Raw genomic sequence first — 14,850 nt, 5'->3', positions numbered from 1 at the left:
CGCTTGTCAAAAATGGATACCGTCGCGCCATCTTCTATTTCTGGTGACGGACTACCATGGCTAAATCCACTACATCTACACCGCATGATGCCGTTTTTAAAAAGATAATGTCCTACCCTGAGATGGCTCGGGATTTTCTGGATATACACCTTCCCACCGCATTACGTGAGATATGCGATTTACAAACGCTGAAGCTGGAATCCACCAGTTTTATCGAACAAGATCTCCGCGCATACTACTCTGACGTAGTGTGGTCGTTAAAAACCCGCGAAGGCCAGGGCTATATCTATTGTGTTATTGAACATCAGAGTACGGCGGTACCGCACATGGCGTTTCGCCTTATGCGTTATGCCACCGCTGCGATGCAGTATCATCTTGATGCCGGGAATAAAATGCTACCGCTGGTAATCCCCATGTTGTTTTATCATGGTCAACAAAGTCCCTATCCCTGGTCACTCAACTGGCTGGATGAATTTGACAATCCACAGCTGGCTCGACAGCTTTATTCAGAAGCCTTTCCGCTGGTCGACATTACCGTGATACCTGACGATGAAATCGCACAGCATCGGCGTGTTGCACTGCTAGAGTTGATGCAAAAACATATCCGCGATCGTGATTTGATGGGGTTGGTGGACCGCCTGGTCTCGCTATTAGTTACAAGCACCGCTAATGACAGCCAGCTACAAACGCTATTTAATTACCTTCTACGGTACGGTGACGTTTCTCACGTCGGCGAATTTATCCATGAAGTCGCCGAACGTTCCCCCCATCATAAGGAGAGGTTGATGACAATTGCAGAGAGACTCAGGCAGGAAGGCCACCACAACGGGCTACAACAAGGGATACAACAAGGATTAGCGCAAGGAATACAGAAAGGTACGCAAGAAGAGGCCTTACGTATCGCTCATATGATGCTGGAACAAGGTATAGATCGTGATTTGGTTCAGTTAATTACCGGGCTATTGCCTGGCGACACCACCGCATGAACCAGATTGGGAAGGCATTTAGCCTTCCCAATCAATGATTAAATCGTCAACGACTCAACCACTTCGATCCAGCCGTGTTCGCTAGTGATATCCTGATTGTTAAGCCAGCGGCGCAGCATATTTAGCGCCATCATCGCGCACACTTCCTGACGAATCGCCAGGCTGTAGCGATTTGCATTCAGCCGTACGCGCAAGGCGTGTGTCCCATCAGGCGTGGCCAGCGCAAAGTTAATATGTTCGTTTTCGAAAGCCGATATCGCGAGTGCCAATCCAGCATAATGTTTGCTGCGTCGCTCGGTTATCCAATGCGCCGTTTGCGCCAGCGTTTCTTCCTGGGGCGGAACCACTTCACTCGCCAACAGTGGCGCATTCGCACGAGAAAGCTGGAGTGCTACCAGACCACCGGTGAATTGTTCGCTCAGCGTCAGACTGTATTGCCGTTCCTGCAACGTGCGGGCGATTTGCGCGGGCAAGCCTTCCGTGCCTTCAAAAATCATATTCTGCCCGGCAACCCGCTTAACTTCTGGCCACAGCGCCAGCATCGCTTCCCGTTGAGAATCCGGTCCGGTCAGCTTCAGCTCAATAATTGGCATTGAGGAGCGATAACCCATTGTTACTCCCGGAGGTAACGGCAACGGATCCAGGCTCTGCGCCAGGTCGCTTTCAGAACGGCCAAAGGTGGTTAATCTCAGGCATAACGGGGGCTGAGCCAAAGAGAAACGCTCACGCAAACGAGGCAGGATCTCATGCTCAACCATGACTTTGAATTCTGACGGTACACCCGGTGTAAAGAACATCAGGCAGCGGTTAAGCTTCAGGGCGAACCCGCACGCGGTTCCCACCGGATTATTGATAAACTCAGCGCTGGCTGGAAGTTCAGCCTGTTTGCGGTTGCTCGGCGCCATCACGCGGCCACGATCGCGGAAATATCGCTCCATCTCGGCCAGCCATGCTTCATGCAGCACCAGTCCTTCGCCTTTTGCCGTTGCCGCTGCCAGCGCGCTCAAATCATCGCTGGTTGGCCCCAGACCGCCATTAACGATCAGAACATCGGCGTGTTCGCTACGCTCACGTAAAACGGCGACTAAATCGTTAAGATTGTCACCTACCGTGTTGCGGCGCGTTAGCGGTAAACCCTGATTAAAGAAAAAATCGGCCAGCCAGGCGGCATTAGTGTCGACGATTTGTCCGTGCAACACTTCATCCCCGGTGGATAGCATCTCCACGTTTAACATCGTGTTCTCCTGCTTTTATGATGAAAACACTATAACGCATGGAGGGGGGAAGGCGCGACTGAACGCCGCGCCAGAAATGTTAGAAGCTGGCGTTAACCCCAACGTACGGGCCATCAGCAATCGCGTTATCACGATTGCCGTCTTTACCTGCCAGGTTCAGGTAACGATAACCGGCTTCGATGCTCAGCGGACGCATAATGGTCAGACGCGCACCGGCATTTGCTTCTTCATAGCTGTCGATACCGCTGGAAAGCGAATCAGGAGAGTAATAATACTCACCAAACAGACGGAAGCTGTCGCCAATCGGCCACTGTAAACCACCACCGACAGCAGCAGCATAGCCTTCATCGCCATCGTTTGGATTGGTATAAACACCTTTACCACCAACGGTCGCCATCAGCGGCCCCAGTGGGATATTCAGACCTAAACCCAGCCCGGCAACATCACCGTCGTCATCGTTATGCATCCAGTTACCACTGACAGCCAGACCAGTACTCTCAGTGCCCATTCCGAATCCCAGGTTGGTGTAGTCTTCGCCAGCCTGGCCGCTGATGCTAATCGCGCTCGCCGATGCGGAAACAAACAGCATTCCGGCAAAACCCAACATTAAACTTTTTTTCATTTTCTATCCTTTCCAGCAAGAATCAAAACATAGCCCCAAAACCGATGAATTGTACTGTCAGATGGCGAGGAATCAATGAGCTAAAAAAGCGATGCAATGGCATATTGTAACTAAATACTACTCACAAGATTTGTTTAAGGTTAAATTCTTGTGCCAATTACACAACTGGGCGTCTCAGAACGTCATTTTCAACAAACATCCTGTTTTCCCTGCCAAAGCGCTCTTAATTGCCGATGAAACATTTTTTCTGCCGCCAGCAAAAGGTAAGATGAGCACATGATGGAATTTTCTATACCTCCCCTACAAGGACTCGAATGATGCGCCAAAGAACGATTGTTTGCCCATTAATTCAAAACGATGGCTGTTATTTACTCTGCAAAATGGCTGATGACCGCGGTGTGTTTCCCGGTCAGTGGGCGCTTTCTGGCGGCGGTGTTGAACCAGGTGAACGTATTGAAGAGGCTCTGCGCCGTGAAGTGAGGGAAGAGCTGGGCGAACAACTGGTGTTATCAGAAATTACCCCCTGGACCTTCAGTGATGATATTCGCACTAAAACCTATGCTGATGGCAGTCAGGAAGAGATTTACATGATTTATCTCATCTTCGATTGTGTGGCGGCGAATCGTGAAGTGAACATTAACGAAGAGTTCCAGGCATTCGCCTGGGTTAAACCGGAAGATCTCGGTGCCTACGATTTAAATATCGCCACGCGTAAAACGTTATCCTTGAAAGGGTTACTGTAGGTTATCATTTTAATAACGGCATATAATTAACATTCCGAATAGCGGCATTGCACTCATCAATTTATAGCAAAAAGCAATGCCGCAAAACAGAAAAAATAATTTAAATTCATCAAGATAAATAAAAATCACCTCTATTTATCCGTCTATCCCAAACCTTAAACTCTTAAGGATAAATTAACCTTCAGTCATTAACCTTTGTAGCCTGATGAAATAATTAACGACGCCCCTGTTTATCACTAAAAATAAAGCTTCGGTGGCGTTAAATGGCTTGAAGGAATAATGATGTCTGACTTTTTGCCTTTCTCTCGCCCGGCAATGGGTGCTGAAGAACTTGCCGCAGTGAAGGCGGTTCTGGACTCTGGGTGGATAACCACCGGCCCGAAAAATCAACAGCTGGAAGAAGCCTTCTGTCAGCTCACGGGAAATCAACACGCCGTCGCCGTCTGCTCCGCCACGGCGGGTATGCACATCACGCTGATGGCATTGGGCGTAGGCGCAGGCGACGAGGTCATAACGCCGTCGATGACGTGGGTTTCTACCCTCAACATGATTGTCCTGCTGGGTGCAACGCCCGTCATGATCGACGTCGACCGCAATACGCTTATGGTGACACCTGAGCAAATTGAAGCCGCTATTACCCCACGAACTAAAGCCATTGTTCCAGTACATTACGCAGGCGCCCCCGCCGACCTTGACGCGATTTATGCCATTGGCGAGCGTTATGGCATCCCGGTAATAGAAGATGCGGCCCATGGCGTGGGGACGTTGTATAAAGGCCGTCATGTCGGTGCTCGCGGTACAGCAATCCTCTCGTTTCACGCCATTAAAAATATCACCTGTGCGGAAGGTGGACTGATCGTTACCGACGACAGCCAGCTTGCTCAGCGGCTTCGCAGTCTGAAGTTTCACGGTCTGGGCGTTGATGCTTTTGATCGGCAAACCTATGGTCGGGCGCCGCAGGCCGAAGTGCTTGCGCCAGGATACAAATACAACCTGACGGATATCAATGCCGCTATTGCGCTGGTACAGCTGAATAAGCTGGAGCAACTGAACTCACGCCGGGCACAAATTGCCCAGCAATATCAACAGGCGCTGGCTGATACGCCATTTCAACCGCTGGACCTGCCCCAGTGGTCGCACGTTCATGCCTGGCACTTATTCATCATTCGTGTTGACGAAACGCGCTGCGGGTTGAGCAGAGATGCCCTGATGGAAGCGCTGAAGACCAAAGATATCGGCACCGGTCTGCATTTTCGTGCAGCCCATACGCAAAAATATTATCGCGAACGCTTCACTACTCTTTCGCTCCCCAATACAGAATGGAATAGCGCACGCATCTGCTCGCTGCCGTTATTCCCCGACATGACCGACGCTGACACCCAGCGGGTCATTACGGCACTTCGCGAAATTGCAGGACAATAACCATGTTTGAAGCAACCCCGATCAAAAAAGTCTCGGTGGTCATTCCCGTTTTTAATGAACAGGAAAGCCTGCCAGAGTTAATCAGACGCACCAGCGCCGCCTGCGAGAAATTGGGCAAAGACTATGAAATTCTGCTAATTGACGACGGCAGCAGCGACCGTTCCGCTCAGTTGATGATGGACGCCTCTCAGGCGCCGAACAGCCATATCGTCTCTATTTTGCTGAACCGTAATTACGGACAGCACTCGGCGATTATGGCCGGTTTCAGCCATGTCACCGGTGACTTGATCATCACGCTGGATGCCGATTTGCAAAACCCACCGGAGGAAATTCCGCGGCTGGTCGCCACCGCAGATGAAGGCTTCGATGTGGTGGGCACGGTACGCCAGAACCGGCAGGACAGCGTATTTCGTAAGACCGCTTCACGAATGATCAACCATCTGATCCAACGTACCACCGGTAAAGCAATGGGCGACTATGGCTGCATGCTACGCGCCTATCGCCGTCATATCGTCGATGCCATGCTGCATTGCCAGGAGCGCAGCACCTTTATCCCGATTCTGGCCAACATTTTTGCCCGTCGCGCCACGGAGATCCCGGTACATCATGCAGAGCGTGAATTTGGCGACTCCAAATACAGCTTCATGCGTCTGATCAACCTGATGTATGACCTGGTGACATGCCTTACCACAACACCGCTTCGCATGTTGAGCCTGTTGGGCAGCGTGATCGCCGCCACGGGCTTTACCTTATCCGTCCTGCTTGTTGTTCTGCGCCTGACGCTCGGCCCACAGTGGGCAGCGGAAGGGGTATTCATGCTGTTTGCCGTCCTGTTTACCTTTATCGGCGCACAGTTTATTGGCATGGGTTTACTCGGCGAATATATCGGCCGCATCTATAACGATGTCCGCGCCCGCCCCCGCTATTTTGTTCAACACGTTATCCGCCCACAAACCACGCAGTCAACCGAGGAAAACCGCGCATGAAAGCTGTCGTATTTGCCTATCACGATATGGGATGTCAGGGTGTCCAGGCCTTGTTGGATGCAGGTTATGAAATCGCTGCCATTTTTACACACACCGACAATCCGGGTGAAAAAGCATTTTTTGGATCTGTTTCCCGCCTTGCGGCCAGCGCCGGTATCCCGGTTTACGCCCCCGACGAGGTTAATCATCCCCTGTGGGTTGAGCGCATTAGCCAACTGGCGCCGGATGTTATCTTCTCATTCTACTATCGCCATTTACTGAGTGATGAGATCCTCAGCCTTGCCCCTAAGGGCGCATTTAATCTGCACGGCTCGCTGCTGCCGAAATACCGTGGTCGCGCCCCGCTGAACTGGGTATTGGTCAATGGCGAAACCGAAACCGGCGTCACGCTTCACCGCATGGTTAAACGCGCGGATGCCGGTGCCATTGTTGCCCAGCAGCGCGTTGCTATTTCACCAGATGATGTGGCGTTAACGCTGCACCATAAGCTGTGCCAGGCAGCGCGTCACCTGCTGGAAGAGGCGCTGCCCGCGATTAAAACGGGAGATTATGCAGAACTCCCCCAACAGGAAGCAGAGGCTACCTGTTTTGGTCGCCGTACGCCGGAAGATAGCTTCCTCGACTGGAACAAACCAGCCGCAGAGTTACATAATCAGGTTCGTGCCGTCAGCGATCCATGGCCGGGCGCATTTAGCTATGTCGGCACGCAAAAATTCACCGTCTGGTCATCACGCGTTTGCACAAATGACCTCGCAGCCCAACCGGGCACCGTCATCTCCGTTTCTCCTTTACTGATCGCCTGTGTCGATGGCGCACTGGAGATTATTACCGGACAAGCTGGCGATGGTATTGCAATGCAGGGGTCACAGTTAGCGCAGGTTCTGGGCCTGGTGCCAGGTTCTCGTCTGAACAGCCAGTCAGTGACCACCAGCAAACGCCGTACTCGCGTGCTGATCCTCGGCGTTAACGGCTTCATTGGTAACCATCTGACCGAGCGCCTGCTGCAAGAAGATAATTACGAAGTGTATGGACTCGATATTGGCAGCGACGCCATTGGGCGTTTCCTGCAACATCCGCGATTCCATTTCGTCGAAGGTGATATCAGCATTCACTCCGAATGGATTGAATATCATGTGAAAAAATGCGACGTTGTGCTGCCGCTGGTGGCGATCGCAACGCCAATCGAATATACCCGCAACCCGTTGCGCGTATTTGAGCTCGATTTTGAAGAGAACCTGAAAATCATTCGTTACTGCGTGAAATACCGCAAGCGCATCATTTTCCCGTCAACCTCCGAAGTCTACGGCATGTGTACCGACAAAGTCTTTGATGAAGACAGTTCGAATCTGATCGTCGGTCCGGTCAATAAACCACGCTGGATCTACTCCGTATCCAAGCAGTTGCTGGACCGTGTTATCTGGGCGTACGGCGAAAAAGAGGGATTGCGCTTCACCCTGTTCCGCCCGTTTAACTGGATGGGACCGCGCCTGGACAGTCTTAACGCCGCGCGTATCGGCAGCTCACGCGCCATTACCCAACTGATCCTCAACCTGGTGGAAGGTTCACCGATTAAGCTGATTGAAGGCGGCAAGCAAAAACGTTGCTTTACCGACATTCGCGATGGTATCGAAGCCCTGTACCGCATCATTGAAAACGAAGGCGGCCGCTGTGACGGCGAGATTATCAACATCGGTAATCCACAGAACGAAGCAAGTATTCAGGAACTGGCAGAAATGCTGCTTTCCTGCTTTGAAAAACATCCGTTGCGTAACCACTTCCCGCCGTTTGCCGGTTTCCGTGACGTCGAAAGCAGCAGCTACTACGGTAAAGGTTATCAAGACGTTGAGCATCGTAAACCTAACATTCGCAATGCAAAACGCTGCCTGAACTGGGAACCGACCATTGAGATGCAGGAAACGGTAGAAGAGACGCTGGACTTCTTCTTACGCAGTGTGGATATCACGGAACACACATCATGACCAAAGTAGGCTTGCGCATTGATGTCGATACATTCAGGGGGACGCGCGAAGGCGTGCCTCGCCTGCTGGAGACATTAAACCGACATAACGTTCGGGCAAGTTTTTTCTTTAGCGTTGGACCTGACAACATGGGGCGCCATCTCTGGCGTCTTGTGAAGCCACAATTTCTGTGGAAGATGCTGCGTTCAAACGCAGCATCACTCTACGGATGGGATATTTTATTGGCGGGAACCGCATGGCCGGGAAAAGAGATTGGCCAGGCCAACGCGGCAATCATTGCACAAACCGCCCAGATTCATGAAACCGGTTTGCATGCCTGGGATCATCACGCCTGGCAGGCGCGAAGCGGAAACTGGAATGACAAACAGCTGATTGATGATATTTCGCAAGGCATCACCGCACTTGAAGCCATCATCGGTCAGCCAGTCACCTGCTCTGCCGTTGCCGGATGGCGTGCTGATAACCGCGTCGTCAATGCCAAAGAAGCATTCCATCTGCGCTATAACAGCGACTGTCGTGGAACGTCGTTATTCCGCCCAGTGCTGGAATCCGGGAAAACGGGGACGCCACAAATTCCTGTCACGTTACCAACATGGGATGAAGTGGTTGGTCAGGAGGTCCAGGCGGTGGACTTCAACTCTTATATTCTCTCCCACATCCAGATGAGCAGAGGAACACCGGTGTACACCATTCATGCGGAAGTTGAAGGCATCGCCTTTCATCAGAATTTTGACGAGCTGCTTACTCGCGCCGCGGACATGGGGATTACATTCTGCCCGCTTGGCGAGCTGTTACCTGACGACATCAGTACACTGCCAACAGGGCAGATCGTGCGGGGAAAAATTCCCGGCAGAGAGGGATGGCTCGGCTGCCAACAACCGGTGAGTGTGACACAATGAAATCTGCTGCCCGCTACACTCTGGCATTTATCGCTTTTATTGCGCTGTACTTTATTCTCCCCATCAACAGTCGTCTGCTCTGGCAGCCTGATGAAACTCGCTATGCCGAAATCAGCCGGGAGATGCTGACCTCTGGCGACTGGATCGTTCCTCACTTTTTAGGGCTGCGTTATTTTGAAAAACCGATTGCCGGATACTGGTTAAACAGCATCGGACAATGGCTATTTGGCGCCAATAATTTTGGCGTCAGAGCGGGGGCCATTTTTGCCACTTTGCTGACGGCGCTACTGGTAGGCTGGCTTGCTATGCGGTTATGGCAGGATAAACGTACCGCCGTACTCTCTTCAGTTATCTTTTTAACGTTTTTTTCGGTTTACAGCATCGGCACCTACGCGGTACTTGATCCCATCATTGCGCTCTGGCTAATGGCGGGTATGTGCTGTTTTTGGGAAGGCATGCAGGCTACGACCAGAACGCGCAAAATTATCGCTTTTTTGCTGTTAGGGTTAACCTGCGGCATGGGCGTGATGACCAAGGGGTTCCTGGCGCTTGCCGTTCCTGTACTCAGCGTACTGCCGTGGGTTTTCGCACAAAAGCGCTGGAAAGATCTCATTATCTACGGTCTGCTGGCGGTTGTCGGCTGCGTCGTGATCGTGTTGCCGTGGGGAATAGCGATTGCCCAGCGAGAGCCAGATTTCTGGCATTACTTCTTCTGGGTCGAACATATTCAACGTTTCGCGCAGGATGATGCCCAGCATAAGGCCCCTGTCTGGTACTACATCCCGGTATTTGTGGCTGGCACATTACCGTGGCTCGGGCTGCTCCCCGGCGCGCTGCGTACGGGCTGGCGTGAGCGGGATGTACCGCGCAGCGCACTGTACCTGCTAAGCTGGATTATCATGCCAATTCTGTTTTTCAGCATCGCGAAAGGAAAACTGCCAACCTATATTCTTTCTTGCTTCGCGCCGCTGGCTATATTGACGGCACGTTTCGGCCTACAGGCCGCGGAAAAAGGTTCGACCGCGCTGCGCGTGAATGGCTGGATCAACGTTCTGTTCGGTGTGATCGGTATTATCGCCACGTTTATTGTCTCCACTCTGGGTCCATTGAAGACACCGGTCTGGTCGCATATTGAAACGTATAAGGTTTTTTGTGCCTGGGGCATCTTTATCATCTGGACGCTTTTTGGCTGGTATACGCTAAATAACCGCGAGAAGAACTGGAAATTCGCAGCACTGTGCCCATTAGGACTGGCGCTGTTGTTTGGCTTCTCCATTCCTGACCGGGTGATGGAATCTAAGCAGCCACAATTTTTTGTCGAGATGACCAAAGAGTCGCTGGATTCTAGCCGTTATATTCTCACCGACAGCGTTGGCGTTGCTGCGGGGCTGGCCTGGAGCCTGAAGCGTGACGACATCATGATGTACGGACAAACGGGCGAGTTAAAATATGGCCTCAGCTACCCGGATGCCCAGGGCCGCTTTGTCAGTCGGGAAAACTTTGCCGACTGGTTAGCGCAACATCGTCAACAAGGAAACATTACGCTCGTGCTCTCGATTGATAAGAATGAAGATATTAATCAGCTTGCCATCCCTCCCGCTGATTACATTGATAATCAGGGGCGTCTGGTCCTGATTCAGTATCGGCCCAAATGATCTGGATAGCCTTAGTTCTCGCCAGCCTGCTCAGCGTCTGCGGCCAGCTATGCCAGAAGCAGGCGACCCGCCCGGTCTCCGTTCGTGCGCGAAAACGCTACATTACACAATGGATTGGGCTTGCTCTGGCAAGCCTCGGCCTGGCCATGCTGCTATGGCTGGCGGTTTTACAAAACATTCCTGTCGGTATTGCCTATCCCATGCTGAGCCTTAACTTTGTCTGGGTAACTCTGGCCGCGTGGAAAATCTGGCGCGAACCCGTCACCACGCGCCACTGGCTGGGGGTTGGGCTGATCATTACCGGCATATTTATTCTTGGGAGTGCGGTGTAATGGGCATATTCTGGGGATTATGTAGCGTTATTATCACCTCTGCTGCCCAGTTGAGCCTCGGCTTTGCGATGGATAATCTGCCACCAATGCTGCAGCCGCTGGCGTTCATCTCCGCCGTATTCTCTCTCAGTATTGGAGCGTTTGCTTTATATGCCGGGCTGGCAGGTTATTTGCTGTCGGTTATTTGCTGGCATAAAGCCCTACACCAGCTCGCACTGAGCAAAGCTTATGCCCTGCTCAGCCTGAGCTATGTGCTGGTTTGGGTTGCATCAATGATTCTGCCCGGTTGGCAGGGAACATTTTCGTTGAAGGCGCTGGCAGGGGTACTGTGCATCATGGCAGGGCTAATGACGATTTTTCTGCCTTCACGCAAACACCGGCCCTGAGATTACTTACCTTCAGACAGTCGTAACAGACGTTCCCATTCATCACAAATGTATTGTCTGGCATCAATTATCTTAATCACCCGGGATTTATCGCGATTAATACAATACTGAGCATCCTTCAGCGGTGAAAGGAGATCGCCGGGCTTAACCCGCTCGGAAGATTGCGCCTCAGCAAGCATCTTTAGCGAACCACCGCTATCGCAAAGTACGATATAGAGCCTCCCTGCATTTCTGTGACAGCAAGACTTCTTCACATGCCATTCCATAGCGCACCTTTTGTTAAAAAATTTCACACTAGGTTACACATTAGCAGATAAACAAAAGGACAATAGCTGCGGAATGACAAAAATGAGAAATATAATTAATGTTTTCTTAATGTTAACGATGATGCACTGACCCAATCCAATAACGCACGGCGCGAAATTTTAATTCCTCCGGCTTTGAGTTCGGGCGGCAATGTCAGCCAACATACCGGTTGTTGAAAGCGGGCCAGCTTATCTTTTACCCACTCAGCCAGATTGGTTTCTCCAGTATTAGCGTCATACTCAATGACCGCCACCGGGCGATGGCCAAATTCCTTGTCTTCTATCGGTACAATAAAGGCTTGCAGAACATGCGGATGTGCGGCAATCACGCGTTCCACCTCTTCCGGCTGTATACCTTCCCCACCGCTAAAAAACAGATTGTCCATACGACCGACAATGGTTAGCTTGCCGTCCTTCAACACGCCGCGATCGCGGGTTGCAAACCAGCCTTCCGCGTTCAGTAAAGGAATAAGCTGTCCGTTACGCCAGTAACCTTGCGCCATGCTGGCGGCACGCAGCCAGACTTCATCATCAACGATTCTGACTTCTCTGCCCACCAGGGGAGAACCCACATCTGCCAGACCATCTGCCTCTTTCGCACAGACAGTAGAAGCAAACTCCGTTAATCCATAACCGCACCAGCAACGAATCCCTTGCTCGCGCGCTTGCTCCGTCAATTCAACAGGAATTGCCGCACCGCCCAGCAGTACCGCTTTGAGCGTGACCGGCGTGTTGTTGACCAGTAAGCGCCACAGCTGAGTGGGCACCAGTGAAGCGTGGGTGCATCCGGCCAGCATTTGCTCCAGCGGTTGCTTGTCGCGCACGGTCATTCGCGCCCCGGCAAACAACCAGCGCCATAAAATGCCCTGGCCGGAAACATGAAACAGCGGCAGCGAGAGCAGCCAGTCATCCTCAGCACCAAACGGCATTAATGACAGTACGCCCTGCGCGCTTGCCAGATGCGCCTGACAGGTATGAACAGCCGCTTTTGGCAACCCGGTAGAACCTGAAGTTAACGTCATCGTGCTCAAACGCTCGGGTAACCACGCGGCGGCGTGATCGCCTGGCAATGGCTGCATCTGTAACGGATTGAGTTCCGGGAGCTCGATAGCGGCCTCCAGATCCAGCGCAAAACGCAGCGTTAAGTCCGGGATCAGCGCATCAAGCAGCGGCTGAGGCAACTGCGGGTTCACAGGTAAAACCCGCGCCCCACATTGCAGCAGCGCGAGCCAGGCCAGCAAAGCGCGCGGATGATTCCAGGCGCGAAGCAGAACACCATCGCCCTCTTCCACGCCCTGAGCGGCAAAACCGCAGGCCAGATGGTCAACGCGCGAGCAGAGCTCGCTCCAGCTTATTACCTCATCGTTGAGGCGTAGGGCTGGCGCATTCGCACGAACCTGTCGCCAGTGACGCCACGGCCAGTCACCCGGTTGTATCAAGCCCGATAAGCTCACGCTATCGGGCATTTCCTGCTGGGTCATAGCAGACGTTCCAGCGCATCAACGTCGATACACGGCAACGTGCTACCCGGCCAGGTGCGTACCTGCTGGCACTGCATCAGGCTCAGGGTATCCAGACCCGGAATGGTCTGCGGCGTTAACCAGGCGGCAATTCGCGCCAGCTGGGTTAAGCCCAGACTCGACTCAATCGACGAACTGATAACGGCGGTAAGACCAAGCGCATGCGCCGCTGCCACCTGTTCACGAACTTTGTCGAGGCTGCCGGTCAGCGTAGGTTTGATAACCACAGCCTTGACGCCCTCTTCAGCTTCGAAGGTGAAATCCGCTTCACGCAGACTTTCATCCCAGGCGATGGCAATGCCGGTTTCACGCGCGAAGGCACGAGAATCATCGCGGGTTTTGCACGGCTCTTCGAGGAAGGCAATGCGTCCGCGATACTCCGGATTAACGTATTTCGCGAACTGCTGTGCTTTCAACGGCGTCCAGGCCCGGTTGGCGTCAAGTCGCAAATGCAGCTCCGGAATCGCCTCAAGCAGCAGATTGGCTACCATGCCATCACGAACCGCTTCATACAGACCGACCTTAATCTTCGCCACTTTTTCGCCCGGCATGTCCGCCAGTTGTAGCACCAGATCGTCAGGATCGCCCGTACACAGCGGCGCTGCGCGATAGTCTGCGTCCAGTGGCAATACGCCAGCCAGTTCGGCCAACGCGCAGCTTACACCAAAGGCGACCGAGGGCAGTTGCGGTAAGAGGTCATCCCCTTGCAACCAGCCTTTCACCCAGGCCAGCAGCTCAGTTTGCGCCTCTTCCCAGCTTTCCAGACTAAAGCCCGGCAGGGGGGAGATTTCTCCCCACCCTTCGCTCTCGCCGTCACGAAGACAAACGTACAGCCCATCACGCGTTTTTAACCGCCTGTCGCGCAGAATCACCCCCGCGTCCATGGGGATCTGCCAGCGGTATACCTGCGCGCTACGCATTACGGATTCCGTTTGAATTTGCTGAAATCAGGCTGACGTTTCTGGTTAAAGGCGTTACGGCCTTCCTGACCTTCTTCCGTCATGTAGAACAGCATAGTAGCGTTACCTGCCAGCTCCTGCAGACCAGCCTGACCATCACAGTCGGCGTTCAGTGCGGCTTTCAGACAACGCAGCGCCATTGGGCTGTTTTGCAGCATTTCACGACACCAGCGTACGGTCTCTTTTTCCAGATCCGCCAGCGGAACCACGGTGTTGACCAGGCCCATATCCAGCGCCTGTTTCGCATCGTACTGACGGCACAGGAACCAGATTTCACGCGCTTTTTTCTGACCGACGATGCGCGCCATGTAGGAAGCGCCCCAACCGCCGTCGAAGGAGCCGACTTTCGGACCGGTCTGACCGAAGATGGCGTTTTCAGCCGCAATGGTCAGGTCACACATCATGTGCAGCACATGGCCACCGCCAATGGAGAAACCTGCAACCATCGCTACTACCGGTTTCGGACAGGTACGAATCTGGCGCTGGAAGTCCAGTACGTTCAGGTGATGCACACCGGAATCATCCTGGTATCCGCCGTAGTCGCCACGTACTTTCTGATCGCCGCCTGCGCAGAACGCTTTGTCGCCAGCACCGGTCAGAATAATTACGCCGATGTTGTCATCATAGCGGGCATCCGCCAGCGCCTGGATCATCTCTTTCACGGTGACCGGACGGAAGGCATTGCGTACCTGCGGACGATTAATGGTGATTTTTGCGATACCGTCGGTGGATTTCTCGTAGAGAATATCGGTGTAGCCTTCAGAGCAATCGTGCCATTCTACCGGTGCGTAAAGCATTGTTTCATCAGGATAGATCATAAA

At 52.8% G+C, this 14,850-nt stretch carries 15 protein-coding genes; 9 read left to right on the top strand and 6 right to left on the bottom strand.

Features of this window, described 5'->3' with window-relative positions:
• The first annotated feature begins 56 nt into the window (after positions 1-56).
• Entirely contained in the window at positions 57-986 is a 930-nt protein-coding gene (locus OGY83_RS23175) for an Rpn family recombination-promoting nuclease/putative transposase (RefSeq protein WP_286636994.1), read from the top strand.
• A 38-nt stretch (positions 987-1,024) separates the two neighbouring features.
• On the opposite strand, the gene OGY83_RS23170 is transcribed toward OGY83_RS23175, so the two are convergent.
• Both OGY83_RS23170 and OGY83_RS23165 read right to left on the bottom strand, forming a co-directional pair.
• The gene (locus tag OGY83_RS23170; RefSeq protein ID WP_286636993.1) at positions 1,025-2,221 is read right to left on the bottom strand and encodes a nicotinamide mononucleotide deamidase-related protein YfaY; all 1,197 of its coding nucleotides are present in this window, start codon (positions 2,219-2,221) and stop codon (positions 1,025-1,027) included.
• Positions 2,222-2,300: 79 nt separating this feature from the next.
• Positions 2,301-2,843 (bottom strand): YfaZ family outer membrane protein, encoded by a 543-nt coding sequence (locus OGY83_RS23165; protein ID WP_048215871.1) that lies wholly within the window; start codon positions 2,841-2,843, stop codon positions 2,301-2,303.
• A 317-nt stretch (positions 2,844-3,160) separates the two neighbouring features.
• Between OGY83_RS23165 and nudI the strand changes: the two genes are divergently transcribed.
• The 8 genes from nudI (at position 3,161) to arnF (ending at position 11,245) form a co-directional block, all read left to right on the top strand.
• Entirely contained in the window at positions 3,161-3,586 is a 426-nt protein-coding gene (nudI, locus tag OGY83_RS23160; protein WP_286637158.1) for a nucleoside triphosphatase NudI, read from the top strand.
• A 282-nt stretch (positions 3,587-3,868) separates the two neighbouring features.
• Complete coding sequence (gene arnB / locus OGY83_RS23155; protein WP_286636992.1) at positions 3,869-5,008, top strand: UDP-4-amino-4-deoxy-L-arabinose aminotransferase; 1,140 nt, start codon at positions 3,869-3,871, stop codon at positions 5,006-5,008.
• Between the two features lie 2 nt (positions 5,009-5,010).
• Positions 5,011-5,994 (top strand): undecaprenyl-phosphate 4-deoxy-4-formamido-L-arabinose transferase, encoded by a 984-nt coding sequence (arnC, locus tag OGY83_RS23150; protein ID WP_042307134.1) that lies wholly within the window; start codon positions 5,011-5,013, stop codon positions 5,992-5,994.
• Positions 5,991-7,973, top strand: coding sequence for a bifunctional UDP-4-amino-4-deoxy-L-arabinose formyltransferase/UDP-glucuronic acid oxidase ArnA (arnA, locus tag OGY83_RS23145; RefSeq protein ID WP_286636991.1), 1,983 nt, complete (start codon positions 5,991-5,993; stop codon positions 7,971-7,973). Before arnC ends, arnA begins: the two co-directional genes overlap by 4 nt.
• Positions 7,970-8,872, top strand: a complete 903-nt coding sequence (arnD, locus tag OGY83_RS23140) for a 4-deoxy-4-formamido-L-arabinose-phosphoundecaprenol deformylase (protein ID WP_123267606.1) — start codon at positions 7,970-7,972, stop codon at positions 8,870-8,872. Before arnA ends, arnD begins: the two co-directional genes overlap by 4 nt.
• A complete protein-coding gene (arnT, locus tag OGY83_RS23135; RefSeq protein WP_286636990.1) occupies positions 8,869-10,527 on the top strand; it encodes a lipid IV(A) 4-amino-4-deoxy-L-arabinosyltransferase in 1,659 nt (552 codons plus the stop codon). Before arnD ends, arnT begins: the two co-directional genes overlap by 4 nt.
• On the top strand, positions 10,524-10,859 hold the full coding sequence (gene arnE / locus OGY83_RS23130; RefSeq protein ID WP_003834709.1) for a 4-amino-4-deoxy-L-arabinose-phosphoundecaprenol flippase subunit ArnE: 336 nt from the start codon (positions 10,524-10,526) through the stop codon (positions 10,857-10,859). Before arnT ends, arnE begins: the two co-directional genes overlap by 4 nt.
• The gene (arnF, locus tag OGY83_RS23125; RefSeq protein ID WP_079937700.1) at positions 10,859-11,245 is read left to right on the top strand and encodes a 4-amino-4-deoxy-L-arabinose-phosphoundecaprenol flippase subunit ArnF; all 387 of its coding nucleotides are present in this window, start codon (positions 10,859-10,861) and stop codon (positions 11,243-11,245) included. The genes arnE and arnF overlap by 1 nt, the downstream gene beginning before the upstream one ends.
• 2 nt (positions 11,246-11,247) lie before the next feature.
• Here arnF and pmrD read toward each other — a convergent pair whose 3' ends face one another.
• The 4 genes from pmrD to menB form a co-directional block, all read right to left on the bottom strand.
• Entirely contained in the window at positions 11,248-11,511 is a 264-nt protein-coding gene (pmrD, locus tag OGY83_RS23120; protein WP_191228394.1) for a signal transduction protein PmrD, read from the bottom strand.
• A 95-nt stretch (positions 11,512-11,606) separates the two neighbouring features.
• Positions 11,607-13,031 carry an o-succinylbenzoate--CoA ligase gene (gene menE, locus OGY83_RS23115; protein ID WP_286636989.1) on the bottom strand — a complete coding sequence of 475 codons (1,425 nt, stop codon included), beginning with the start codon at positions 13,029-13,031 and terminating at the stop codon, positions 11,607-11,609.
• The gene (gene menC, locus OGY83_RS23110; RefSeq protein WP_286636988.1) at positions 13,028-13,990 is read right to left on the bottom strand and encodes an o-succinylbenzoate synthase; all 963 of its coding nucleotides are present in this window, start codon (positions 13,988-13,990) and stop codon (positions 13,028-13,030) included. Before menC ends, menE begins: the two co-directional genes overlap by 4 nt.
• The gene (menB, locus tag OGY83_RS23105) at positions 13,990-14,847 is read right to left on the bottom strand and encodes a 1,4-dihydroxy-2-naphthoyl-CoA synthase (RefSeq protein WP_003027671.1); all 858 of its coding nucleotides are present in this window, start codon (positions 14,845-14,847) and stop codon (positions 13,990-13,992) included. The genes menC and menB overlap by 1 nt, the downstream gene beginning before the upstream one ends.
• Between the last annotated feature and the right edge of the window lie 3 nt (positions 14,848-14,850).

The organism is Citrobacter sp. Cpo090 (genome assembly GCF_030332665.1).
GTDB lineage: Bacteria > Pseudomonadota > Gammaproteobacteria > Enterobacterales > Enterobacteriaceae > Citrobacter > Citrobacter portucalensis.
Note: the sequence above shows the minus strand (reverse complement) of the source record. Positions and strands in the feature narration are given on the sequence as shown.